The organism is Streptomyces sp. TLI_171, from assembly GCF_003610255.1.
Classification (GTDB): domain Bacteria; phylum Actinomycetota; class Actinomycetes; order Streptomycetales; family Streptomycetaceae; genus Kitasatospora.
The window spans coordinates 6,771,045-6,795,081 of record NZ_RAPS01000001.1 but is presented as its reverse complement, the minus strand read 5'-3'; the positions used below and the strand labels follow the sequence as shown (position 1 = coordinate 6,795,081).

At 75.7% G+C, this 24,037-nt stretch carries 18 protein-coding genes and 1 riboswitch; of the genes, 8 read left to right on the top strand and 10 right to left on the bottom strand.

Translation table 11 applies throughout. The features are described from left to right. Positions 1-144: 144 nt before the first annotated feature. The 3 genes from BX266_RS30235 to BX266_RS30225 are packed head-to-tail and all read left to right on the top strand — an operon-like array spanning position 145 to position 2,476. Positions 145-1,281, top strand: coding sequence for a sugar kinase (locus tag BX266_RS30235; RefSeq protein WP_259464926.1), 1,137 nt, complete (start codon positions 145-147; stop codon positions 1,279-1,281). Continuing rightward, complete coding sequence (locus tag BX266_RS30230; RefSeq protein WP_099904963.1) at positions 1,278-2,036, top strand: IclR family transcriptional regulator; 759 nt, start codon at positions 1,278-1,280, stop codon at positions 2,034-2,036. The genes BX266_RS30235 and BX266_RS30230 overlap by 4 nt, the downstream gene beginning before the upstream one ends. Positions 2,037-2,065: 29 nt before the next feature. Continuing rightward, positions 2,066-2,476 (top strand): RidA family protein, encoded by a 411-nt coding sequence (locus tag BX266_RS30225; protein ID WP_099904961.1) that lies wholly within the window; start codon positions 2,066-2,068, stop codon positions 2,474-2,476. A gap of 210 nt (positions 2,477-2,686) precedes the next feature. Here the strand turns inward: BX266_RS30225 and BX266_RS30220 are convergent, their stop codons facing one another. Next, complete coding sequence (locus BX266_RS30220; RefSeq protein ID WP_099904959.1) at positions 2,687-3,799, bottom strand: cobalt-precorrin-5B (C(1))-methyltransferase; 1,113 nt, start codon at positions 3,797-3,799, stop codon at positions 2,687-2,689. 189 nt (positions 3,800-3,988) lie between these two features. On the opposite strand from BX266_RS30220, the gene BX266_RS30215 reads away from it, so the two are divergent. Continuing rightward, on the top strand, positions 3,989-4,729 hold the full coding sequence (locus tag BX266_RS30215) for a cobalt-precorrin-6A reductase (protein WP_099904957.1): 741 nt from the start codon (positions 3,989-3,991) through the stop codon (positions 4,727-4,729). Positions 4,730-4,740: 11 nt separating this feature from the next. Here the strand turns inward: BX266_RS30215 and BX266_RS30210 are convergent, their stop codons facing one another. From BX266_RS30210 to BX266_RS30200, 3 genes are read right to left on the bottom strand one after another with little or no spacing between them, the layout of a single operon-like run. Further along, positions 4,741-6,360: a precorrin-2 C(20)-methyltransferase gene (locus tag BX266_RS30210; protein WP_259464925.1), complete on the bottom strand. Its 1,620-nt coding sequence runs from the start codon at positions 6,358-6,360 to the stop codon at positions 4,741-4,743. After that, complete coding sequence (locus BX266_RS30205; protein WP_099904955.1) at positions 6,357-6,983, bottom strand: precorrin-8X methylmutase; 627 nt, start codon at positions 6,981-6,983, stop codon at positions 6,357-6,359. Before BX266_RS30205 ends, BX266_RS30210 begins: the two co-directional genes overlap by 4 nt. After that, positions 6,980-8,257 (bottom strand): hypothetical protein, encoded by a 1,278-nt coding sequence (locus BX266_RS30200; protein WP_259464924.1) that lies wholly within the window; start codon positions 8,255-8,257, stop codon positions 6,980-6,982. Before BX266_RS30200 ends, BX266_RS30205 begins: the two co-directional genes overlap by 4 nt. A gap of 217 nt (positions 8,258-8,474) precedes the next feature. Next, positions 8,475-8,550, top strand: a riboswitch (cobalamin riboswitch). Between the two features lie 201 nt (positions 8,551-8,751). On the opposite strand from BX266_RS30200, the gene cobN reads away from it, so the two are divergent. Both cobN and lnt read left to right on the top strand, forming a co-directional pair. Then, positions 8,752-12,360, top strand: a complete 3,609-nt coding sequence (gene cobN, locus BX266_RS30195; RefSeq protein WP_099904951.1) for a cobaltochelatase subunit CobN — start codon at positions 8,752-8,754, stop codon at positions 12,358-12,360. A gap of 113 nt (positions 12,361-12,473) precedes the next feature. After that, complete coding sequence (gene lnt / locus BX266_RS30190; RefSeq protein WP_099904949.1) at positions 12,474-14,030, top strand: apolipoprotein N-acyltransferase; 1,557 nt, start codon at positions 12,474-12,476, stop codon at positions 14,028-14,030. 99 nt (positions 14,031-14,129) lie between these two features. Here lnt and BX266_RS30185 read toward each other — a convergent pair whose 3' ends face one another. Then, a complete protein-coding gene (locus BX266_RS30185) occupies positions 14,130-14,894 on the bottom strand; it encodes a VOC family protein (protein ID WP_099904947.1) in 765 nt (254 codons plus the stop codon). After that, complete coding sequence (locus BX266_RS30180) at positions 14,891-15,805, bottom strand: NADP-dependent oxidoreductase (RefSeq protein WP_099904945.1); 915 nt, start codon at positions 15,803-15,805, stop codon at positions 14,891-14,893. The genes BX266_RS30185 and BX266_RS30180 overlap by 4 nt, the downstream gene beginning before the upstream one ends. Positions 15,806-16,096: 291 nt before the next feature. Between BX266_RS30180 and ribA the strand changes: the two genes are divergently transcribed. After that, positions 16,097-16,744 carry a GTP cyclohydrolase II gene (ribA, locus tag BX266_RS30175; protein WP_099904943.1) on the top strand — a complete coding sequence of 216 codons (648 nt, stop codon included), beginning with the start codon at positions 16,097-16,099 and terminating at the stop codon, positions 16,742-16,744. Positions 16,745-17,112: 368 nt separating this feature from the next. Here the strand turns inward: ribA and BX266_RS30170 are convergent, their stop codons facing one another. Next, entirely contained in the window at positions 17,113-17,538 is a 426-nt protein-coding gene (locus BX266_RS30170) for a hypothetical protein (protein ID WP_143687031.1), read from the bottom strand. 621 nt (positions 17,539-18,159) lie between these two features. Here BX266_RS30170 and BX266_RS30165 point away from each other — a divergent pair. Next, the gene (locus BX266_RS30165; protein WP_099904939.1) at positions 18,160-19,362 is read left to right on the top strand and encodes an FAD-dependent oxidoreductase; all 1,203 of its coding nucleotides are present in this window, start codon (positions 18,160-18,162) and stop codon (positions 19,360-19,362) included. 271 nt (positions 19,363-19,633) lie between these two features. Here BX266_RS30165 and BX266_RS30160 read toward each other — a convergent pair whose 3' ends face one another. Genes BX266_RS30160 through BX266_RS38990 form a run of 3 tightly spaced genes read right to left on the bottom strand, consistent with a single transcriptional unit; the run spans position 19,634 to position 24,030 of the window. Then, positions 19,634-20,872 (bottom strand): ATP-grasp domain-containing protein, encoded by a 1,239-nt coding sequence (locus BX266_RS30160; protein WP_180290671.1) that lies wholly within the window; start codon positions 20,870-20,872, stop codon positions 19,634-19,636. 36 nt (positions 20,873-20,908) lie between these two features. After that, a complete protein-coding gene (locus tag BX266_RS30155) occupies positions 20,909-22,168 on the bottom strand; it encodes a family 16 glycosylhydrolase (RefSeq protein WP_099904937.1) in 1,260 nt (419 codons plus the stop codon). Beyond that, positions 22,168-24,030: a glycosyltransferase gene (locus BX266_RS38990; protein WP_099904935.1), complete on the bottom strand. Its 1,863-nt coding sequence runs from the start codon at positions 24,028-24,030 to the stop codon at positions 22,168-22,170. Before BX266_RS38990 ends, BX266_RS30155 begins: the two co-directional genes overlap by 1 nt. Between the last annotated feature and the right edge of the window lie 7 nt (positions 24,031-24,037).

Below are 24,037 nucleotides of genomic sequence, written 5' to 3'. Positions count from 1 at the left end.
CGGACGGCGGTCAACGGACCGCGACGCGGCCCGTCCACCGCCCCCACCAGGCACGCAGCACCGGGACTCACCGCCGAGACCCGGCCGCGCGGGCCGTCGCGGCGGGGGCGGGGGCACGAGCCCGAGGGCGAGGGAGCGGTTTTGATGGCGGATCAGGACGGCGGGGCGGCCGCCGCCCGGGCGGTGTGCCTGGGCGAGTCGATGGCGGCGCTGCTGCCGGACCGGCCCGGGCCGTTCGAGGCCGTCGGCGTGTTCCGCCCCTCGGTGGGCGGCGCCGAGTCCAACGTCGCGGCGGCGCTCGCCGGGCTCGGCGTACCGGCGGCGTGGATCAGCCGGGTCGGCGCGGACGGGTTCGGCCGCCGGCTGACCGGGGACCTGGCCGCCGCGGGCGTCGACGTGTCGGCGGTCGCCGTGGACCCGGACCGCCCGACCGGCGTCTACCTGAAGGAGACCGGCGGCTCCGCGCTGCCGCACGACCTCGGCGCCGGCCGCTCCCGCCTGCACTACTACCGGTCCGGCTCCGCCGCCTCCGCGCTCTCCCCCGCACTGCTCGCCGACCCCGCCGCGGCCGCGCTGCTGGAGCGCGCCCCGCTGCTGCACCTGACCGGCATCACACCCGCCCTGTCCGACGACTGCCTGGCGCTGGTCCGCGCCCTGCTGGCCGCCCGCCGCCCGGGCCGGCTGGTCTCCTTCGACCTCAACTGGCGTCCCGCGCTGTGGCGACGGCGCGACCCGTCCGTGCTGCCCCCGCTGCTGGACGCCGCCGACGTGCTGCTGCTGGGCGCCGACGAGGCCGAGGACGCGTTCGGCACCGGCGACCCGCAGGCGATCCGAAAGCGCTTTCCCGCTCCGGCCACGGTGGTGGTCAAGGACTCCGGACACCTCGTCACCGCGCTCGACCGCCGCGGCGGTTCGGTCACCGAGCCGGCCCTGCGGGTCGAGGTGGTGGAGCCCACCGGCGCGGGCGACGCCTTCGCGGCCGGCTACCTCGCCGGGACCCTGCGCGGCCTCGACCAGCGCTCCCGGCTGCGCCTGGGCCACCTCGCCGCAGCCGGTGCGCTCACCGCGCACACCGACCACGCCGCGCTCCCGGACGCCCGCACGGTCGCCGCACTGCTCGCCGCCGACGAGCGCGACTGGGCCGCCACCCTGGTCACCGCGGACGGCATCGACTCCCCCGCCCTCGCGCGCCGCACCGCCGCCGGCCCCGACTCCCCGGCCCTGCCGCTCCGCACCGCCGGGGCCCCCGACACCCTCGACCGATCCTCGGGACACCCATGAGCCAGACCGTCACCCGCGCCCTGCGCCTGCTCGCCGAACTCGGCGAGGGCGAACGCTCCCTCGACCAGCTGGCCGACCTGATCGGCGTGCACAAGACCACCGTGCTGCGGCTGCTGCAGAGCCTGGAGGAGGAGCGGTTCGTCTACCGCGACGGCCAGTACCGCTACCACCTCGGCGCCGGGCTGTTCGCGCTGTCCAGCCTCGCCCTGGAGCAGCGCGGCATCCGCCGCACCGCGGCCCCGCACCTCGCCGAACTGAACGCGTCGACCGGCCAGACCGTGCACCTGGCCGCGTACGAGGGCGGCGAGGTGGTCTACATCGACAAGTACGACTCGCGGCACCCGGTGCGGATGTACTCGCGGATCGGGCTGCGCGCGGCGCTGCACAACACGGCGGTCGCCAAGGTGCTGCTGGCCGACCTGCCGCCCACGGAGCGCCGCCGGGTGGTGGACACCGTCGAGTTCACCGTGCACACCCCGAACACCATCACCAGCCCGCAGGCCCTGCTCGCCGAGCTGGAGCAGGTCGCCGCGCAGGGCTGGGCGCAGGACCACGCCGAGCACGAGGCGTTCATCAACTGCGTGGCCGCGCCGATCCGGGACGCCTCCGGCCGGGTGGTGGCCGCCGCGTCGATATCGGTGCCGGACGTCGTCCTGCGCTACGAGCAGGTCCTCGAACTGCTCCCCCAGCTGCTCGCCTGCACCCGGGCGATCTCCGCCGACGCGGGCCTGCCCGTGCGCGGCCTTCCGTCCTGACGTACCGTCACTTTTTTGGAGCACCGCACATGAGCGACAAGACCGAGATCCGCACCGACGGCGCCCCGGCCCCGGCCTGGATGTTCTCCCAGGGCGTCCGCAAGGGCCCGATCCTGCAGGTCTCCGGCCAGGGCCCGCAGGACCCGGCCACCGGCGAGTACCTGTACCACGGCGACGTGAAGGCGCAGACCCGCCGCACCCTGGAGAACGTCAAGGCGATCGTCGAGGCGGGCGGCGCCACGATCGAGGACGTGGTGATGTTCCGCGTCTACCTGACCAAGCGCGCGGACTTCCCGCTGATGAACGAGGTCTACGCCCAGTTCATCGAGGAGAACGTCCGGCCCGGCGGCGTGAAGCCGTGCCGGACCACCGTCTTCGTCGAACTCCCCCAGGAGCCGATGCTGGTGGAGATCGACGCCCAGGCCGTGGTCACCGACTGATCCCGCCCCGCGCAGCCCCCGGCCGACCCTCCCGGCCGGGGGCGCCGGCGTGCCCGCCGCACCGCGCCGCCCCGGCCGACCGCGAGTTCGAAAGACGCCCGACGCCTCGTCACCCGCGGTTCACCGGGCGGCTGCGTCCGCCGCTTCCGCCGCGACGCGGGTCGGTGGATCCGTCCTGACGGGTCGTCGGCTCCCGCGCCGGTCTGCCCGTCAGGGGCCGGCCGGCGCGGCTCGCCCGACGATCGTGCCCGCGCGGTCGATGCAGATCACGTCGACCGCGACGGGCGCGCCGCGCAGCACCTCCAGCGCGGCGGCCCGGGCCCGCTCGGCCACCGCGTCGCCGAGCGGGACGCCCGCCGCCGCGCACGACTGCACTGCTTCCAGCGCGGTGTTGGCGCCCTCGACCCGCCGGGCCAGCTCCTCGTCGGCGCCCGCTCCACGGGCCAGTCCGGCGAGGAACGGCTTGTCGACCTGCGAGCGGCCCGAGTGCAGGTCGAGGTGCCCGGCCGCGAGCTTGGACAGCTTGGCGAAGCCGCCGCAGACGGTGAGCCGCGCGATCGGGTGTCTGCGCAGGTACTTGAGGACGGCTCCCGCGAAGTCGCCCATGTCGAGCAGCGCGTCCTCCGGCAGCCCGTACTCGGCGACGGCGACCCTCTCCGACGTCGACCCGGTCGCGCCCGCGACATGGGTGTGCCCGGCGGCGCGGGCCACGTCGATGCCGCGGCGGATCGAGTCGATCCACGCCGAGCAGGAGTACGGGACGACGATGCCGGTGGTGCCGAGGATCGACAGGCCGCCGAGGATGCCCAGCCGCGGGTTCCAGGTCCGGCGGGCCAACTCCTCGCCGCCGTCCACCGACAGCTCCACCTCCACGTCGCCGGACGCCCCGAACTCCCGCGCCACCTCCGCGATCGCCGCCCGCATCAGCTGCCGGGGCACCGGGTTGACGGCGGGCTCCCCGACCGGCAGCGGCAGGCCCGGCTTGGTGACGGTGCCCACTCCGGGACCCGCCCGGAACACCACGCCGCTGCCGGGCGCGCCCGCCCGCACCGTGGCCCGCACCAGCGCGCCGTGCGTCACGTCGGGGTCGTCCCCGGCGTCCTTCACCACCCCGGCCGTCGCCCGGCCCGGCCCCAACTCCTCGACCGCCAGCGCGAACGCGGGCCGCTCGCCGCGCGGCAAGGCGATCTCCACCGGATCCGGGAAGGCCCCGCCGAGCAGCGCCGTGTAGGCCGCCTTGGTGGCCGCCGTCGCGCACGCCCCCGTCGTCCACCCCGGCCGCAATCCACTGCTGCGCAACTGCCCCGCGCGCCCGCCGCTCACCCTCGCTCCTCTCCCCACGACACTTCCGACGACCCTTCCGACGACTCGTCCGCCGACTCGTCCGCCGCTGTTCGGCGGCCGTTCCACGATCCTGCCCGTCCGCCCGCCGCCGCTCCCTGGCCGGGGCCACCGGGTGCCCGGTTAGGGTGGACCGGTCCGCAACCGTCCCACCCGGCCCCGGGAGCCCGCATGCACGTCCTGATCCTCGGCGGCACCAGCGAGGCCCGCCGGCTGGCCGACCTGCTGGCGGGCGACCCGGCGCTGCGGGTGACCAGCTCGCTGGCGGGGCGGGTCGCCCAGCCCCGGCTGCCCGCGGGGGAGATCAGGGTCGGCGGGTTCGGCGGCCCGAGCGGCCTCGCCGGCTGGCTGCGCACCCACCGGGTGGACGCCCTGCTGGACGCCACCCACCCGTTCGCCGAGACCATCAGCCGCAACGCGGCGATCGCCGCCGCCGACACCGGCACCCCGCTGCTGGCGCTGCGCCGCCCCAGCTGGCAGGCCGCCGACGGCGACCGCTGGCACCCGGTGCCGACCCTGGCCGCCGCCGCGGACGCGCTGCCCGCCCTCGGCGCCCGGGTGTTCCTCACCACCGGACGCCAGGGCATCGCCGCCTTCGCCCACCTGAACAGCCTCTGGTTCCTGGCCCGTTCGGTCGAGGCTCCGGTGCCGCCGATGCCCGCCGTGACCGAAGTCCTGCTGGAGCGCGGCCCGTTCACCCTGGACGGCGAACGCGAACTGCTGCGCGCGCACCGCATCGAGGTGCTGGTCACCAAGGACAGCGGCAGCGCCGCCACCGCGCCCAAGCTGACCGCCGCCCGCGAGCTCGGCCTGCCGGTCGTCGTCGTCCAGCGCCCGTCGGCCCCGGAGGGCGTCCGCACCGCACCGGACCTCGCCGGGGCGGTCGACTGGCTGCGCGCGCTGAGCACCTGACGGTCCGTCGGCTACTCCTCGGGGTAGCGGCGCGGCGTCCACACCACCTCTTCGTCGCCGCCGCGCCGCACCCAGCGGGTCTGGGTGGAGCCGATCAGCAGCAGGGTGCGCATGTCGACCTCGGCCGGGTCCAGCGCGCCGAGCCGCACCGTGCGGACCCGCTCGGTCGGGCCGCCGACGTCGCGCGCCAGCACCACCGGCGTCGCCGGGTCGCGGTACTCCAGCAGCAGGTCCCGGGCCGAACCGACCTGCGTGGTACGCGACTTGGAGCCCGGGTTGTACAGCGCGAGGACCAGGTCGGCCTCGGCCGCCGCGCGCAGCCGACGGGCGATCACCTCCCAGGGCTTGAGCCGGTCGGAGAGCGATATCACCGCGTAGTCGTGCCCGAGCGGCGCACCGGCCCGGGAGGCTGCGGCGTGCGCGGCGGTCATGCCGGGCAGCACCCGCACGGGGACGTCCCGGTAGGGGTCCTCGCAGGCGGCCTCCAGCACGGCGGTGGCCATCGCGAACACGCCCGGGTCGCCGGAGGAGACCACCGCGACCCGGCGGCCGCGGCGCGCCAGCTCCAGGGCGAACTCGGCGCGGACGCCCTCCACCTTGTTGTCGGAGCCGTGCCGGAGCTGCCCGGGCCGGACCGGCACCCGGTCCAGGTAGGTGGTGTAGCCGACCAGGTCGGTGGCGCCGGCGAGCGCGCCGCGTGCCTCGGGGGTCAGCCACAGCGGGCCGGCCGGTCCGGTGCCGACCACCACCACCTCGCCGGGCCCGTCCGGTTCGCCGTCCGGTCCGGCCGGAGCACCGAAGGGCTGCCCGGCGGAGTCCAGTGCGGCGACCCGGCTGGGCAGCACGGCGACGGAGAAGTAGGGCACGCTCTCCGGGTCGATCCCGGCGAGGGCGCCGGTGCGCTCGCCGTCCATGGTGGCGCGTTCCACGTACCGGGCCTCGTCGAGGCGGCCGGTGCGCTCCAGGGCGCGGCGCACGGCGGGGAAGGTCCGGCCGAGCTTCATGACGACGGCGGAGTCGGTGGAGGCCAGGCGGGCCGTCAACTCCTCCTCCGGCAGGGTGCCCGGAATGATCGTCAGGACTTCCTCGGCCTCCACCAGCGGGGCGCCGAGGCGGGCGGCGGCGGCGCTGATCGAGGTGACGCCCGGCACCACCTCGGTGGGGTAGCGGTGCGCGAGGCGCTTGTGCATGTGCTGGTAGGAGCCGTAGAACAGCGGGTCGCCCTCGGCGAGCACGACCACGTCGCGGCCGGCGTCGAGGTGCGCGGCGAGCCGTTCGGACGCCTCCTGGTAGAAGTCGTCGAGGGCGCCGCGGTAGCCGCCGGGGTGGTCGGTGGTCTCCACGGTGACCGGGTACATCAGCCGCTCTTCTATCTGACCGCCGGTCAGGTAGCGCTCGGCGATCGCCCGGGCGTGCGAGCGGCCGTGCCGGGCGCAGTGGTAGGCGACCACGTCGGCCTTGCCGATCAGCTCGGCGGCCCGCACCGTCACCAGCGACGGGTCGCCCGGCCCGACGCCGACGCCGTACAGCCGGCCGGTGCGGCCGGTGCGGCCGGTGCGGCCGGTGCCGTCCGAGCGGTCCGAGCGGTCCTCGGAGCCGCCCGCGGTCGAAAGGTCCTGGGTGTCCGTCATTCCTCTTCGCTCGCAATCGCGTTGATCGCGGCAGCGGCCATCGCGCTGCCGCCCCGGCGGCCCCGGACCACCAAGTGCTCCAGTCCGGACGGGTGTTCGGCCAGGGCCTGCTTGGACTCGGCGGCGCCGATGAAGCCGACGGGGACGCCGATCACGGCGGCGGGGCGCGGCGCGCCGGCCTCGATCAGCTCCAGCAGCCGGAACAGCGAGGTGGGGGCGTTGCCGACGGCGACCACGGCGCCTTCCAGCCGGGGCAGCCAGAGCTCCATCGCGGCGGCGCTGCGGGTGTTGCCCATCCTGCGGGCGAGTTCGGGGACGGCCGGGTCGGTGAGGGTGCAGATCACCTCGTTGTCGGCGGGCAGCCGCTTGCGGGTCACGCCGCTGGCGACCATGTTGACGTCGCACAGGATCGGCGCGCCGGCGTGCAGGGCGCGGCGGGCGTCGGCGACCGCGTTCGGTGACCAGAGCAGGTCGTCGACCAGGTCGGTCATGCCGCAGGCGTGGATCATCCGGACGGCGACCCGGGCCACGTCGGCGGGCAGGCCGGCCAGGTCCGCCTCGGCGCGGATGGTGGCGAAGGACTGGCGGTAGATGGCCGCGCCGTCCTTCTCGTACTCGATCATTCGGTCCTCCGCCGGTCGGCTTCGCGCGCCTCGGCCACTGCCTCGGCGGTCTCGTTCTCGGTTGTCTCGCGGGTGACGCCGTCCACCGTGACGCGGTGTCCGGTCGCGGTGGCCAGGACGTCCACCCAGCGGCCGGCGGGGTGTCCGCACCGGCGCTCGCAGCCCGACCAGTGCACGGGCAGGCCCGCGGCGGGCGCGGTGGTGACCGCGCGGGTCGCCTGGGCACGGACGTCGGCCAGCGCTTTTCCGCAGCCGGGCAGTCCGGTGCAGGCGGTGACGCCATCCCAGGGGCCGCCGGACTCCACCCGGAACCCGGCCGCGGCCAGCTGCGGCACCCGGTCGGCGCCCGCGCCGGGCACCACGACGCCCCGCCAGGGCGTCAGCCGCACCGCTGCCGCGGGGTCCTCGCCGAGGGCCTGCGCCAGCAGCCGCCACTGCGCGCTGCTCGCCCGGCCGAACCGCAGGCCGACCGACACACCCCCCGGGCCGGCGCCCTGACCGGCCGTGCTGCCACCCCGACCGGGACCCTGCCCGGCCGGGCCGATCGCGCCGAGGACGGGCCGCTCCCCGGGGAACGGCGGCAGCGGCGTGTCGCCCTCGGGCAGTTCGTCCTGGACCTCGCGCAGGTGCCAGGCCCGGCCGCCGGCCAGTTCCAGGAACTGGCGGGCGGCGTCGAGCGCGGCGGAGACGGGCGCGTCGACGGGAGTGCCGCGCCGGGCGCGGCCGAGCCGCAGCAGGGCCCGGCCGCCGCCGACTGCGACCAAGGTCACATCGGCGTTGAGCGCAGCGACGTCGCCGCGGCCGTCGTCGAGCGCGAACAGGAACTTGCCGGACAGTCCGGCCGCCCACGGGGCCGCGCACAGGGCGTGGTCCAACTCGCCCACCCAATCGGGAACTTCGCCTCCCCCGCCGCCGCGCCCGTCCAGGCCGGCCAGCGGCGAGGCGACCACGTTGCGGATCCGCTCATGGGTGTCGGAGGGCAACAGGCCGACGGCGCGCAGCCGTTCGGCGAGCTCGCCGGCGCAGCTGTCGGCGAGGCCGCGCAGCTGGAGGTTGCCGCGCGAGGTGATCTCCAGCTCGCCGTCGCCGAGGGCGTCCGCCGCGTCTGCCGTCGCAAGAAGTTGACGGTACGTCAAGTAGCCACCGGGCAGCCGGAGTCGGGCCAGGTGGCCGTCCTCGGCAAGGTGCAGGCGGAGCGCGCCGGGGCAGGCGTCGGCGCGGCCTCGGTCGGGCCCGACGGAGGGTGCCGCAGGGGCGTCGGGTGTGGGTGGCATGGCGGCGAGCATACCCATCGGGCACCGGGCCGCTACCGCCTGTTGCGTCACACCCCGGCCCGGCCCGGTCGACGATTGCCCAGTTCAGGACGGGTCACCGGGCGGGGACGATCGGGTTTCGGTCAGCGTCGCAGGTCACACTCCCCCGGTGGCCGATCACCCCGTACGATGCTGGCGGGCGCCCTGCGGGGTGTCCACTGCCAGCGACGGCACAGCGGAGGAAGTCCGGTGCGAATCCGGTGCGGTCCCGCCACTGTGACCGCGGCTCAGTGAGCCGCGGGAGCCAGGAACTCCGGCCGTCCTCCACTGCCCGGGGCGAGGACCCCGAGGAAGGTCCGTTCCATGCGCCGCCGCATGCCCGCGTCCCGTCGGGCGCCCGAGGGCCCCGTGTCCGCCGGGCCGTTCCGCATCTCCCGTGCCGCGCTGCACCGTTGCCCGCCCGCTCGCTCCGGGCGCCCGCCCGAGCCGTCCGAGACGCCCGGGAGGGCTTCCGCATGATCCTGCTGCTGTCGACGTCCGACACCGACCTGCTGAGCGCCCGCGCGGCGGACGGCCCGGTGCCGTTCCGGCTGGGGAACCCGGCCCGCCTGTCGCCCGAGGAGCTGCCGGAGCTGCTGGCGGGCGTCGAGCTGGTGGTGGTGCGCCTGCTGGGCGGCCGCCGGGCCTGGCAGGAGGGCCTGGACGCGCTGCTCGCCGGGCCGCGCCCGGTGGTGGTGCTGACGGGTGAACAGGCGCCGGACGCGCAGCTGATGGAGCTGTCGACGGTGCCGGCGGGCATCGCCGCGGAGGCGCACGCGTACCTGGCGCACGGCGGCCCGGCGAACCTGGCCGAGCTGGGCGCCTTCCTGTCCGACACGGTGCTGCTGACCGGCCACGGCTTCGCTCCGCCCGCCTCCGCGCCCGCCTGGGGGCCGCTGGAGCGCACCGCGCGCACCGACGGCGGCCCGACCGTCGCGGTGCTGTACTACCGGGCGCACCACATGAGCGGGAACACCGCGTTCGTGGAGACGCTCTGCCGGGCGATCGAGGACCGGGGCGCGCAGGCCCGGGCGTACTTCTGCGCCTCGCTGCGCGGCGCCGAGCCCGAACTGCTGGCGGAGCTCGGCGCGGCCGACGTGATCGTGACCACCGTCCTCGCGGCGGGCGGCACCCGCCCGGCCGACGCGCAGGCCGGCGGCGACGAAGAGGCGTGGGACGCGGGCGCGTTGGCGGCGCTGGACCGGCCGATCATGCAGGCGCTGTGCCTGACCTGGTCGCGGGAGCAGTGGGAGGGCAGCGACGACGGCCTGTCTCCGCTGGACACCGCGACGCAGATCGCGGTGCCGGAGTTCGACGGCCGGCTGATCACCGTCCCGTTCTCCTTCAAGGAGGTCGACGAGGACGGGCTCACCGTGTACGCGGCGGATCCGGAGCGGGCGGCCCGGGTCGCGGGCATCGCGGTCCGGCACGCCCTGCTGCGGCACACCCCGGCGGCCGAGCGCCGGCTCGCGCTGGTGCTGTCCGCGTACCCGACCAAGCACGCCCGGGTCGGCAACGCGGTCGGCCTGGACACCCCCGCCTCGGCGATCCGGCTGCTGGAGCGGCTGCGCGCGGAAGGCATGGACCTGGGCGACAGCCTGCCGGGCCTGCACACCGACACCGACGGCGGCCACGAGGGCGACGCGCTGATCCACGCGCTGATCGAGGCGGGCGGCTACGACCAGGCGTGGCTGACGGAGGACCAGCTGTCCCGCAACCCGGTGCGCATCCCGGCGGCCGACTACCGCCGCTGGTACGCGACGCTGCCGGCGGCGCTGCGCGAGCGGGTGGAGCAGCACTGGGGCCCGGCGCCGGGTGAGCTGTACGTGGACCGTTCGCACAACCCGGACGGCGACATCGTGCTGGCCGCGATCCGCTCCGGCAACCTCCTGGTCCTGATCCAGCCGCCGCGCGGGTTCGGCGAGAACCCGGTGGCGATCTACCACGACCCCGACCTGCCGCCCAGCCACCACTACCTGGCGGCGTACCGGTGGATCTCGGCGGACCGGCAGGACGGCGGCTTCGGCGCGCACGCGGTGGTGCACCTGGGCAAGCACGGCAACCTGGAGTGGCTGCCGGGCAAGACCGCGGCGCTGTCGGCGGAGTGCGGTCCGGACGCCGTGCTGGGCGACCTGCCGCTGGTGTACCCGTTCCTGGTGAACGACCCGGGCGAGGGCACCCAGGCCAAGCGCCGGGCGCACGCCACGCTGGTCGACCACCTGGTGCCGCCGATGGCGCGCGCCGACTCCTACGGCGACATCGCGCGCCTGGAGCAGCTGCTGGACGAGCACTCCAACATCGCGGCGATGGACCCGGCGAAGCTGCCGGCGATCCGCGCGCAGATCTGGACGCTGATCCAGGCCGCCAAGCTCGACCACGACCTGGGGCTGGACGAGCGGCCGGAGGACGACGGCTTCGACGACTTCCTGCTGCACGTCGACGGCTGGCTGTGCGAGATCAAGGACGCGCAGATCCGCGACGGCCTGCACGTGCTCGGCCAGGCCCCGGCGGGCGCCGACCGGGTCAACATCGTGCTCGCCATCCTGCGGGCGCGGCAGATCTGGGGCGGCGTCAGCGCGCTGCCGGGCCTGCGCGAGGCGCTCGGCCTGGACGAGGCGGCGCTGTCGCTGGGCGCCACCGACGCCGCCGAGGCGCAGGCCCGCGCGCTGGTGGAGGCGATGGAGGCCGAGGACTGGAACCCGGCCGCGGTGGAGAAGGTCGCGGCCGGCCTGCCCACCGCGGTCGCCGAGGTGCTGACCTTCGCCGCCGCCCAGGTGGTGCCCCGGCTGGCCTCCACCACCGACGAGTTGGACGCGGTGCTGCACGCCCTGCGGGGCGGCTTCGTACCGGCCGGCCCGTCCGGTTCGCCGCTGCGCGGCCTGGTCAACGTGCTGCCGACCGGCCGCAACTTCTACTCGGTGGACCCGAAGGCGGTGCCGAGCCGCCTCGCCTGGGAGACCGGCCAGGCCCTCGCCGCCTCCCTGGTCGAGCGCTACCGGGCCGACAACGACGGCGAGTTCCCGCCCTCGGTCGGCCTGTCGCTGTGGGGCACCAGCGCGATGCGCACCGCGGGCGACGACATCGCCGAGGCGCTGGCCCTGCTGGGCGTGCGGCCGGTCTGGGACGACGCCTCGCGCCGGGTCACCGGCCTGGAGCCGATCTCCCTCGAGGAACTCGGCCGCCCCCGGATCGACGTGACGCTGCGCATCTCCGGCTTCTTCCGGGACGCGTTCCCGCACGTGGTGGCGCTGCTGGACGACGCGGTGCGGCTGGCGGCCCGTCAGGAGGAGCCCGCGGCGGACAACTTCGTCCGCGCGCACGTGCAGGCCGACCTGGCCGAGCACGGCGACGAACGGCGGGCCACCGTCCGGGTGTTCGGCTCCCGGCCGGGCACCTACGGCGCCGGCCTGCTGCAGCTGATCGACAGCCGGGACTGGCGCACCGACGCGGACCTCGCCGAGGTGTACACGGTGTGGGGCGGCTACGCGTACGGCCGGGACCTGAACGGGCGGCCCGCCCGGGAGGAGATGGAGACCGCCTACCGGCGGATCACCGTGGCGGCGAAGAACACCGACACCCGCGAGCACGACATCGCCGACTCCGACGACTACTTCCAGTACCACGGCGGCATGGTGGCCACCGTGCGCGCCCTGACCGGCCGGAACCCGGCCGCGTACATCGGCGACTCGACCCGCCCCGAGACGGTCCGCACCCGCACCCTCACCGAGGAGGCGGCCCGGGTCTTCCGCGCCCGGGTGGTCAACCCGCGCTGGCTGGAGGCGATGCGCCGGCACGGCTACAAGGGCGCCTTCGAGATGGCCGCGACCGTCGACTACCTGTTCGGCTACGACGCCACCACCGGCGTGGTCGCGGACTGGATGTACGAGAAGCTGACCCAGGAGTACGTCCTCAACCCGGTGAACCGGGAGTTCTTCGCCGAGGCCAACCCGTGGGCGCTGCACGGCATCGCGGAGCGCCTGCTGGAGGCGGCCGAGCGCGGCATGTGGGCGGAGCCGGACGCGGCGCTGCTGGACGAGCTGCGCCAGGTGTTCCTGGAGACGGAGGGCGACCTCGAGGGCGAGTGAGCCGGCCGCGCGGGGCCCCCGCCCGGTGAACGGACGATGACGCCGGCATGCCGCTGACATGCCGGTGATCGAATAGGGGTGCCTTCCGGCCCGTCCGGGCGGACAATCTCCGCATGAACCTGCGAACCGCCCTCTCCCGCCCGGCCCGTTACGGCGCGCTGGTCTCGGGTGCGCTGCCCGTCCTGACGTTCCCCGGCGCCGGGCTGGCGGCGCTCGCCTGGGTGGCGCTGGTGCCGGGCCTGCTGGTGATGCGGGCGGCGGGCGGGCCGCGCGAGGCGGCGGTGCGCGGCTGGTGGTTCGGCGCGGGGTTCATCCTGACCGGCATGTACTGGCTGATCCCGTCGATCGGTCCGGCGCTGCCGCTGCTGGCGGTCGTCTTCGGCGTCCTGCAGGCGCCGTTCGGCCTGGCCGCCTGGTGGCTGCTGCACGGTCGGCTGACGCCGCGTCGGTCGGCGGCGGCGCTCGCCGTGCTGCCCGCGGTGTGGGTGAGCGCCGAGTACGCGCGGTCCTGGCACGCGCTGGGCGGGCCGTGGGCGCTGCTCGGCGCGTCCCAGTGGGAGCATCCGGCGGTGCTCGGGCTGGCCACTGTCGGCGGGGTGTGGCTGGTGAGTTGGGCGCTGGTCGCGGTGAACACCGCGATGGTGGTGCTGGCCTGCGCCGAGGGCGTGGGCCTGCGGGTGCTGGCGGGCGGGACGGCGCTGGCATCGGTGCTGGCCGGCCCGGTCCTGTTCGCGGCGCAGGCCGCGCCCGCGACCTCGGGCTCGGCGTCGGTGGCGTTGGTGCAGGCCGGGCAGACCGCGGACGAGCAGGCCCGGCTGGAGGCGAACGTGCGGATCACGCGTTCGCTGGCGGGCCGCCCGGTCGACCTGGTGGTGTGGGGCGAGAGCTCCACCACCGCCGACCTGGACCGGGACGGCGCGACGGTGGACCGGCTGGCCGCGCTGTCCCGCTCCACCGGCGCGCAGCTGATGGTCGGCGAGGACGCCCGCAAGGCCGACGGCCGGATCTCCAAGGACGCGGTGCTGGTGGACTCCTCCGGCATCGTGGCCCGCTACCGGAAGATCCGCCTGGTGCCGTTCGGCGAGTACATCCCGCTGCGGCCGCTGCTCGGCTGGATCGCCGGGGTGAGCGCCGCCGCGGGCGAGAACCGGGCCCCCGGCAGTGCGGTGCACCTGCTGCCGGTGGTCGGCCAGGACGGGCGCCCGCTGCCGATCGGCACCCTGATCTGCTTCGAGTCCGCGTTCCCGGACATGTCGCGGGCGGCGGCCCGGCAGGGCGCCGAGCTGATCGTCTACCAGTCGGCGACGTCCACCTTCCAGTCGACCTGGGCTCCCGCCCAGCACGCCTCGCTGGGCGCGATCCGCGCCGCGGAGACCGGCCGCCCGGTGGTGCAGGCCGCCCTCACCGGCGAGTCGGTGGCGTACGACGCGCAGGGCCGCCGCCAGGTCCGGCTGACCACCGGCGAGGCCGGTGCGGTGACCGTCCGGCTGTCGCTCGCCGACCCGTCGGCCCGCACCTGGTACGTGCGGCTCGGCGACTGGGTGCCGCTGACGGCGCTGGCGGTGTCGCTGTCGGCCGCGGCGGTGGGCTTCGGTCCGCGCCTGCGCGAGCGCGGCCGCCCCGGCACGTCCGCCGCCCCGTCCGCCGACCTGCCCTCCGCCCGCGTCTGAACCCGGCCCGGCCCGTCGCCCGCTCCCGTGACGTGCGGAAGGCGGGCCCGCCGCCGATCCGGCCGACCCGCCTTCTCCTGCCCGTCCGCCGACCCGGCGTCAGCTCTCCGGGTAGGCGACGTGGATGCCGAACACCGCGCCCTGCGGGTCGCGCAGCACGGCCAGGCGCGGGCCGTCGGGCACGTCGGTGGGCGGCAGGGTGACGGTGGCGCCGAGCAGCGCGGCGCGCTCGGCGCCGAGGTCGACGTCGGCGACCGCGAAGTACGGCATCCAGTACGGCGGGACCTCGGCCGGGAACTGGTCGGACATGTCCATCATGCCGCCGAAGTCCCGCCCGGCCAGGCCGAACTGGGTGTACATCTCACCGGCGTTGACGCTCCAGCCGAACACCCTGCGGTAGAAGGCGACGGCGGCCTGCGGGTCGCGGGTGGCGAGTTCGACCCAGCCCAGCGAGCCGGGCTCGTTCAGCAGGTCGACGCCGTGCAGGGCCGCGGGCTGCCAGGTGGAGAACACCGCGCCGGTCGGGTCGCGGGCGATCACGAACCGGCACCAGTCCAGGGCGTCCGTCGGCGGGACGATCAACTCGCCCCCGGCGTCGGCGATCTCGTCGGCGGTCGCGTCGGTGTCGGGGGTGTGGAAGCTGATCGTCCAGGCGATGGGCTGCTCGGGCTGCATCAATCCGCTGAGCCCGGCCACGAGTTGATCGCCGAGGTACATCCTGGTGTAGCCCATGGCCTTCTCGTCGGGCACCACTTCGGCGCGCCAGCCGAACAGTTCGTGGTAGAAGGCCTTGGCGGCGGCGGGGTCCTTGGTGGCGAGTTCGACCCAGCAGGGCGCGCCGGGGCTCGGTTCGGTGATCTTCACGGTCGGCTCATCTCCAGGATCAGTTTGCCTCGGGCGTGCCCGGACTCGACCTCGGCCATCGCTTCGGCGGCCCGCTCCAGCGGGTAGCTGGCGGTGATGTTCGGGTCGAGCTTCCCGGCGGCGACGAGTTCGGCGACGGCGGTGAGCGGACCCGCGGTGCCGTCCCGCTTGACGTACGCGCCGCCGAGCTCGGCGGCGGTGGCCGGGTCGGCGGTGGAGACCAGCCGTCCGGGTTCGCGCAGCACGCCGGCCACGTCGCGGACGGCGTCCCCGCCGATCAGGTCGAGCACGGCGTCCACCCCCTCGGGGGCGACGCCGCGCAGCCGGTCGGCGACGCCCGGCCCGTACCGGACGGGGGTGGCGCCGAGGGCGCGCACGTACCCGGCGCTACCCTCGCCCGCGGTGCCGAGCACGGTGACGCCGCGGTGGTGGGCGATCTGCGCGGCGGCGCTGCCGACGCCGCCGGCCACGCCGACGATCAACAGGGTCTGCCCGGCGCGCAGGTCGAGCTGGTTCAGCGCGTCGTAGGCGGTGGCGGCGGCGACCGGCAGCGCGGCGGCCTGGGCGAAGCCGATGTCGGCGGGCTTGCGGGCGGTGGTGCGGGCCGCCAGCAGCGTCTCCTCGGCGAACGCGCCGCCCGGGGCGATGCCGAACACCTCGTCGCCGACCGCGAAGCCCTGCACGCCCTCGCCGACGGCGGTCACCACGCCGGCCGCCTCGCTGCCCATCACCAGCGGCGGGGCGGCCTCGGTGCCGAACCAGCCCTGCCGCTTCTTCCAGTCGGCGGGGTTGACGCCCGCCGCCCTGACCTCGATCAGCACCGCGCCGGGCCCCGGTTCGGGGGTTGGCCGGTCCAGGAACTCCTGCTGCTCCGGTCCGCCGTACGCGACGAACCCGAATGCCTTCGACATCCTCTCCCTCTCCTGCCGGCCGGCGCTGCTGTCCGGTTGCGAGCCGATGCCCCTTCAGCTTGCCGGGGTACCCGCGGGTACCCCCGGGGCTGGTGGGCCGAACGGGAGGGCTTCGGGCCGCTGTGGGTCCGGACGGGCGGTGGGGCTCGCGGGGCGGGGAATGCTGTCGGGGACGCTGGTTGTTCAAATTGGAACCTCGGTGTACCGTCGGGCGAGCGCGATCCGGTTCGAATTTGAACAACTCGGCCGGACCGCAGGCGACCACCCCTCGCGGCCCCCGGAGGACCCGACATGACGCACCCCGAGACCACCCAGCAGCGGCCCGCCGCCACCGTGCGCTCCCGCGTGCGCATCCCGCTGGCCTTCGGCGACGGCTACCGGGTCGAGGCCGACGTGCACACCTTCCACGGCCTGGTCGACGGCGCCGAACACCTGGCCCTCGCCCTCGGCGACCCCTCCGCCACCGCCGCCCCGCTGGTCCGCCTGCACTCCGAGTGCCTCACCGGCGACGTCTTCGGCTCCGCCCGCTGCGACTGCGGCCCCCAGCTGCGCGAATCCGTCGAACGCATCGCGGAGACCGGCGGCTACCTGCTCTACCTCCGCCAGGAGGGCCGCGGCATCGGCCTCTACAACAAGCTCGACGCCTACGCCCTGCAGGACGCCGGCCTCGACACCTACCAGGCCAACGCCGCGCTCGGGCTGCCCGAGGACGGCCGCGACTACACCGCCGCCGCCCAGATGCTCACCACCCTCGGCGTCCCCGCCGTCCGGCTCCTCAGCAACAACCCCGACAAGGCCGCCCAACTCACCGCCCTCGGCATCACCATCACCGAACGCGTCCCCACCGGCGTCCACCTCTCCCCCAGCAACCTCCGCTACCTCCGCGCCAAGGTCGAACACACCCAGCACACCCTCACCCTCGCCCCACCGGTCGCCTGACCGCCATCGCCCGCGCGCGCATCCCCCGCGCCAACGCGCAAGGCCTCGCCCGGGTCCGGGCCACCAGGGCTGGGGGCCGTCCCTCCCGGTGACGGTGGCCGTTCGGCCTGGACCACGGACGGCACCGTCCTGCCCGTCGCTGTCGGACCTGCCGGGCCCCCCTGGACAACGATCGCTGACCCGGCCTCACTTTCGGCTTCCTGCGGGCGCCCCCGCCCGCGCAGCGCGAGCGCCAGCCGGGCGCGAGCCGACGCCGCAACACCCGCCCCCCGCCACCTGACCACCCATCGGCCAGCCAGAACGCCGTCCCCGGGGGCCGACTCGGCGTGCCGGTCTCCGCCGAACTCCGCCGCCCGCCCTGGCGGTCGTCAGGCCGGCGCGTACGCCCGTTCCGCCAGCGTGGCGACCATCAGCGGGAACTCGTGCGCCGGCACGGCGGGCGAGGCGGGGAATGCGGCCTTCAGCGCCCCGGCGGGCCAGAACGCCACCCGGCAGGCCGAGCAGAACCAGGCGTGTTCCCACACCTGCATCCGCCGGGTCCAGACGACCTTGTGAAAGGACACCTGTTCGGCGTTGGCCGCAGGACGCGGAGCCCGGCTGCGAGCCAGGTGAAGCACCACCCAGAACCCGACGCCGGGCAGCGGCACCCCCGCCAGGACGGATCCACCGCTCACCCCGGCGACCTCGGCGCTCAGGACCGCCACGAGGGCCACCGCCAGGTAGCCGCCGACGAACAGCGCCACGGTCCGCGTGCCGGGGTTCCAGCGGGGCTCGGCGGTGGCGATCCGGGTCACCGGCGGCGGCGCCGGCGGCGCCACCTCGAGCGCGGGCGGATCACCCTCGTACGCCTGACGCGCCCTGAGGGTACTTTCTGTTCTCCTGCACTGCGGACACTGCTCGGACACGGCCGTTCGTCCCCCTCTGATGGTCAACGCCTTTCGGACAACGGCATTTTGGGCGCCCGCCGGTGACGACGCCGCCACCACACCTACCAGATCAAGCGAGTTCGACGACGCCGCCGGTGGGCGAGGGTCAGGCCGCGGCGCAGATCGTCGTACGTGAGCTGGTAGGACGTGGTGATGTGCACAGCGGCTGCCCCCGGGGTGGTCGTCCCGGGAGCTTAGGGGCGTTGGCCTGTGTGATCAAGGCGAAGATCCCCTCGCGGAACAGCAGGCTCAGCGGCCACGCCGGGGACGTCCGGCTGCCCGCCGTCGAAGGGTTCCGATGTCTGGGTGCGTCCGGACACGCCGGTCGCGGTCGGCGACCTCGTCGCCGCTCTCCAGGACCGCGAACGCACGGAAGAGCAGCCGGCCGTGCGGGGAGGCGGGCGGCGGGCCAAGGCCGGGGCCCCGCACCGGGTGCCGCGGGTTCGGGGCCGTCGCATGCTGGAGGCAGCCGAGCGGAGGAGGCTTCCGATGGCGGCGGCGAGCACAGCGGTGGCCGTGGTGGGTGCGGGGCCGTACGGGTTGGCGGTGGCGGCGCACCTGCGGGCCCGGGGGGTGCCGTTCCGGGTGCTGGGCGTGCCGATGGAGAGCTGGCGGGAGCGGATGCCGCCCGGGATGTACCTGAAGTCGACCCCCCGGGCGTCCTCGATCTCCGCGCCGACGCCGGGCCACGGCTTCGACGACTTCCGGCGGGAGTGCGGCGAGGCGCCGGTGGACGACCGGTACGCGATCCCGGTGGACGAGTTCGTCCGGTACGGCGAGTGGTTCCGGCGGCGGTGCGTGCCCGAGGTGGAGCAGGAGCGGGCAGTGGCGGTCGGGCGGGACGCCGACGGCATGCGGGTGGAGCTGGCCGGCGGCGAGGTGTTCCGGCCGGGCGCGGTGGTGCTGGCAAGCGGTTTCCCGCCGTACGCGTGGGTGCCGCCGGTGCTGCGCGAGCCGGTGGGGCGGGGGCTGGCCTCGCACTCCAGCGCGCTCGGCGCCCCGGCCTCGTTCGCCGGGCGGCGGGTCGCGGTGGTGGGCGCCGGGCAGTCCGCGCTGGAGAGCGCGACGCTGCTGGCCGAGGCGGGCGCCCACCCGGTGGTGGTGGTGCGGGGCGAGGGCGTGCTGTTCGGGACGCCGCCGCCTGACGGCGCGCCCCGCTCGGCACCCGCCCGGCTGCGCTCGCCGGTCTCGCCGCTCGGCCCGGGCTGGCCGCTGCTCGCGATCACCCGTGGCCCGGCCGCGTTCCGCCACCTGCCCGATGCCACCCGCGCGCGGCTGGTCCGGACGGTGCTGGGCCCGGCCGGCGCGTGGTGGCTGGCCGGGCGCTTCGAGGGCCGGGTCCCGGTCGTGGCCGGCCGGGCGCTGACGGGCGTCGAGGAGGTCGACGGCGGCGTGCGGCTGCGGCTGTCCGGCACGCCGGAGCCGGTGGAGGCCGAGCACGTGGTGGTGGCGACCGGCTACCGGGTCGATGTGGGACGGCTGGAGCTGCTCGATCCGCCGGTGCGGGAGGCGTTGCGCACCCACGCCGGTTCGCCGCGGCTGTCGGCCGGCTTCGAGTCCTCGGTACCGGGCCTGTACTTCGCGGGCCTGGCCGCGGCGGACACCTTCGGCCCGGTCATGCGGTTCGTCTGCGGCACCGGCTTCGCAGCCCGCCGCCTGTCGGACGCCCTCGCCCGGGGCACCATGACCTGACGCCTCCCGAGCCCCGCCGGGCGCCCCGTCCCCGAGGGTGAACGGGCCAACCCCCTGCACGCCACCTGCCGGACGCCGCCTGCCCGGCGTTCTGTCCCGGGGCACGACGCGGCCTGACGCTCTCCCTACGCGCCGTCTGCCGCGCACCACCCGGCCGGACGCCCCCGGCCTGCGGCTCGACGGCCCGATGCCCTCCTGGCTCCCGGCCGTGGCCCTCTCCCAGCCCCGCTCGCCCGCTCGCCCGCTTGCCCGGGGGCGGTCCGACGGCCGGTCACCTGGCCCTGGCGAAATGGCCGGTGAGGCGGCCGGCGGTCCGGGTGGTGGCAGTGCCGGCGGTGCGGGCGAGTTCGTAGAGCAGCGGGACGGGATCGTCGTGGCAGGCCCAGGCGCGGACGGTGCCGCGGGTGGGCAGCAGGTAGCGCGGGGGGCGGCGGTCCTGCCAGGCGTGGGCGGCGGCGGAGAGCAGGTCGAGGCGCCCGACCCGGAAGCGGCGTACCAGTTGGGGGCCGTCGGGAACGGGGCGGCCGGTCAGCCACAGGTGCAGCGCGCGGACCACGTCGATGCCGCCGGTGGTCTCGAACAGCCGGAACTGGGCGCCTTGGCGGGGGTTGAAGTCGACCAGCTTGTACCGGCCGTCGCGGCGGTCGTAGCGCCAGTCCAGGTCCGCGATGCCGCTGTAGCCGATGCGGCGGCACAGGTCGGTGGCGAGGGCGGCGAGTTCGGGGTTGGGCAGCGAGTGGGCGAGGGTGGTGAAGCCGCCGCCCGGGGGCCAGTCGCGCTCCTTGCGGCCGGTGAACACCAGCAGCGGTACGCCGCAGGGGCCGCAGACCAGGTGGGTGAACCAGTCCTCGCAGTGTTCGGGTGGCAGGAACTCCTGGGCGAGGACGGCGGGTTGGGCGGGTCCGCGGTCGAGGGCGCGTAGGTCGGCCTCGTCGTGGATGACGGTGGTGTGGCTGACCAGCGGGTGGTCCAGGCGGCTGAACGGGGCGAGGTTCTTCAGCACCAGCGGGTAGCCCAGCTCCCTTGCGGCGTCCAGGAGTTCGTCCATGGTCGCGGGGGTGGCGGAGCGCGGGGAGGGCACGTCGTTCGCCCGGCACACCTGGTACAGGCCTCCCTTGTCGGCGAGCCGGCGGGGCAGGTCGGCGGGGACGGGCGGCAGCAGCAGGTCGGGGGCGAGTTCGGCGGCGTGCTCGGCGAGCAGGCACGCGGACTCGTCGTCGGTGCAGACCGCGACCGCGGGACGGCCGATCGAGTGGGCCACCGACCGGATGGTCTCGATGAGTTCGGCGGCGGGTTCGCGTCCGGTGGTGGGCCGCACGTGGACGCCGGTGAGGTAGTGCGAGGTCGCGGTGGCGGTCCACCGGCCCTCGACCATGGCGTGCACGGGCACGCCGAGGCGTCCGAAGGAGCGGACCGCGCCGATCGGGCTGTGCGAGTAGGGGTAGTGGCCGACCCGGACCATCAGGACGGGCACGTCGCGGTCCAGTTCGGGCCGGGCTGTGTGCGGCACGGCGGGTTCACCTCTTCCGATTGCCGGTGCGGGAGTTCAGTGCTGCCAGACCTGCACCCAGTCCACGTCGAACTGGGCGGCGGTGACGGCGGCGGGCGGTGCGGAGGGGTAGCCGACCGCCAGGTTGAGGACGAGTTCCATCGGGACCTGCGGGACGCGCGCCGGGTCGGTGATCCGGTAGCGCTGCACACCGTCGATGTACCAGGTGACGGAGTCGGGTTCCCAGTCGGCGGCGACCACGTGGTAGCCGGCGGCCAGCGACAGCGGGCCCCAACTGCTGCCGGTGTGGGCGTCGTTGCCGTCGGTGGTCTGCCAGTGCAGGTTCATCCCGACGGAGCTGTTGGTGCCGGGGAACTCGGCGATGTCGAGCTCCGGCGGGGCGGAGCGGGTCTGGGCGGGGATCAGCCAGACCGCGGGGAAGAAGCCCTCGGCGGGTGAGGGGAACCGGACCGCGGCGGCGAAGTACCCGTAGGTGAAGGTCTGCCGGGGGGCAGCGTTCCAGCTGTCGCGGCCGGTGGTGACCATGCCGGAGGTCCAGGGGTAGTGCTTGCCGTCGCTGCCGGTGGTGGCGCGGCGCTGTGCGGTCAGGTGCAGCCCGCCGTCCTGGACGGCGGCCTGGCCCGGCAGGTACCACTCCTGTTCGTGGTTGCCGCCGTTGGTGCAGCCGTTGACGTTCCAGTCGTAGCAGGTGGCCCAGGCGCCGTGGTCCAGTCGGGTGCCGGAGAAGTCCTCGTGCAGGACGCTGCGCCACGGGCCGGGGGCGGCGGGCCCGGTGGTGTCGCCGGCGCCGGGTGCGGTCCCGGCGGCCTCGGCCACCTGGCCGTCCCGGCCGGCCGCGGGGTCGCCCTTGCCGAGCCCGGAGCAGCCGGCGAGCAGCAGCAGCGCGAGGACGGCGGCGAGCGGGGCCAGGTGACGGGCCGTCGGCCGCCAAGGGCGGGCGGGGGCCAGGGCGCCGGCGGTGGTGAGGGCGGCGAGCACGACGAGCGCGCGGACGCTGGTGAAGGAGTCGGTGAGCAGGAGGGCTTCGCCGGTGAGGGTGGCGAGGGCGAGGCTGGTGCCGACGACCAGTCCGGCGTGGCCGATCCGTTCGGGCAGGGTGGTGGGCCGGCCGGGCATGACCCGGGCCAGCCGGACGGCGGCGGTGCCCGGCCCGGCCAGCAGGAACGCGGCGACGACGGCGGCCCGCACAGGGTTGCCCGGCTGGAGCGCGGTGACCAGGACGGCGGCCCAGCCGGAGGCGGCGAGCAGCAGGCGGGCGGGGGTGAGGCCGGCCCGGGCGAGGGTCTGCGGGCTCATCACGGCGCACCTCCCTGGCCGCCGGGTGCGGCGACGGGCGGCAAGTAGCGGTAGACGACGGCGTCGGGGGTGGTGAAGACGGGCTGGAAGCGGGGCGATCCGGCGACGGCGGCGTGGACCCGGTCGACGGTGCCGGCGGGCAGGCGGCCGGTGAGTTCGCATTCGGCGGCCTGGGCGCGGGTGAGGACCAGGTAGGAGGGGCCGGTGACGCCGGGGTCGTCCATCAGGTGCTGGACGACGGGCAGCGGGTCGGTGACCAGGTTTCGCTGGTCGTCGGCGGGCAGTTGGCCGAGCACGGTGCGTTCCAGCTGGTCGTAGCGTTGCTCGCCGCCGGGCAGGTCGGCGGTGACGGAGACGATCCGGGAGCCGGGCGGGGCGGTGGCGGCGACGTACCGGACGGCGGCGATCTCCTGGGGGCTGAACCAGTTCATCGCCTCCTTGCTGTAGTTGCCGAACAGCAGGCCGGTGAGCAGCGCGAAGGCGGCCGCGCAGACCACGGGGGCACGCCAGCGGGGCCAGGGGTGGTGGCCGCCGAACAGCACGGTCGCGCCGAGGAAGGCGGCGGCGGGCAACGCGAACAGGTACGCCCGGAAGATCATCTCGCCGCCGTAGGGGTTGGCGAGCAGCAGCGGGAGCGGGGCGGCGAGCAGCAGCGGCAGGCCGGTGGCGCGCAGCCGGCGGTGGCTCAGCAGCGCGGCGACGGCGAGCAGCAGGACGGCGACGGTGGTGGCCCGGTCGACCCAGACGACCAGAACCTGCCCTGGCGCGGCGGCGCCCAGTCCGTTGACGCCGGCCAGCACGTTGCGGTCGGGCGAGAGCAGGGCGCCGGCCAGGTCGCCGAGGTTGGCGGAGACGTAGCGGCGGGCGACGGTGGCGTCCCACAGGACGGTGAGGGCCACGGTGGCGGCGAGCACGGGCAGGACCACGTGCCGGTTGCGGCGGGGAAGCGCCAGCAGGGTCAGGGTGCTGATCAGCATCACGGGGGTGAGCTGGTGGGAGGTGACCACGCCGCCGATCAGGGCGAGCAGCAGCAGGAACGGGCCCGGTCGCCAGCCGCGGCGCGTCCCGGGCTCGGCGGCGCCGGTGAGCGGGCGGGCGCCGGCGGCCGCGCCGGGATCGGAGCGGAGGCCGGCCGCGGGGGCGAGGCGGCGCATCACCAGGGCGAGCACCAGCAGGTACAGCAGGTAGGCGAAGGCCTGCGGGGAGAAGTAGTCCTGGCCGACCCAGCTGGTGGCGAAGTAGAGGTAGGCGCCGCCCCAGATCAGCCGGGGGTCGCGGGTGAGGGCGCTGAACATCAGCAGCAGCGGGCCGAGCAGCAGCAGGTTGGCGAGCGGCTCGTACCAGGTGGCGTAGCCGAGCGCGGAGTGCAGGCCGGTGGCGCGCAGGAACAGCACGTTGAGCTGGAAGAACCCGGGCCACTGGTTGTAGATGTCGAGCCCGTCGGCGTGGGGGACGGTGCCGTTGTGCCGGAACATCGCGTCGACGACGGCCAGGTGCTTCCAGGCCCAGGCGTAGCGCGGGCCCGGGTACAGCAGGCTGGGGGTGGCGTGCACGACGGCGATCAGCGCGAGCACGTAGCCGGCGGCGAGGGCGGCGGGCGGGCGGGGCAGGCGCAGCAGCAGGACGAAGCCGGCGGTGAGGACGGCGAGGGCGGCCCAGTAGGCGGGGGGCAGCACCTGGAGCAGTCCGAGGTCGCCCATCCGCCCGAGCGGGACGTTGCGCAGCGCGAGCAGCCACAGGGCGACGGCGAGCGGCAGCGCGCCGTACGCGGCCCACCGGGCCGGCCGGCCGCGGGCGGACTCGGCTCCCCTGCCCGGCAGGCTGGTCGTCTCGTCGGGTGGGGCGGTGCGGGCGCCGTTCATGGTGGGT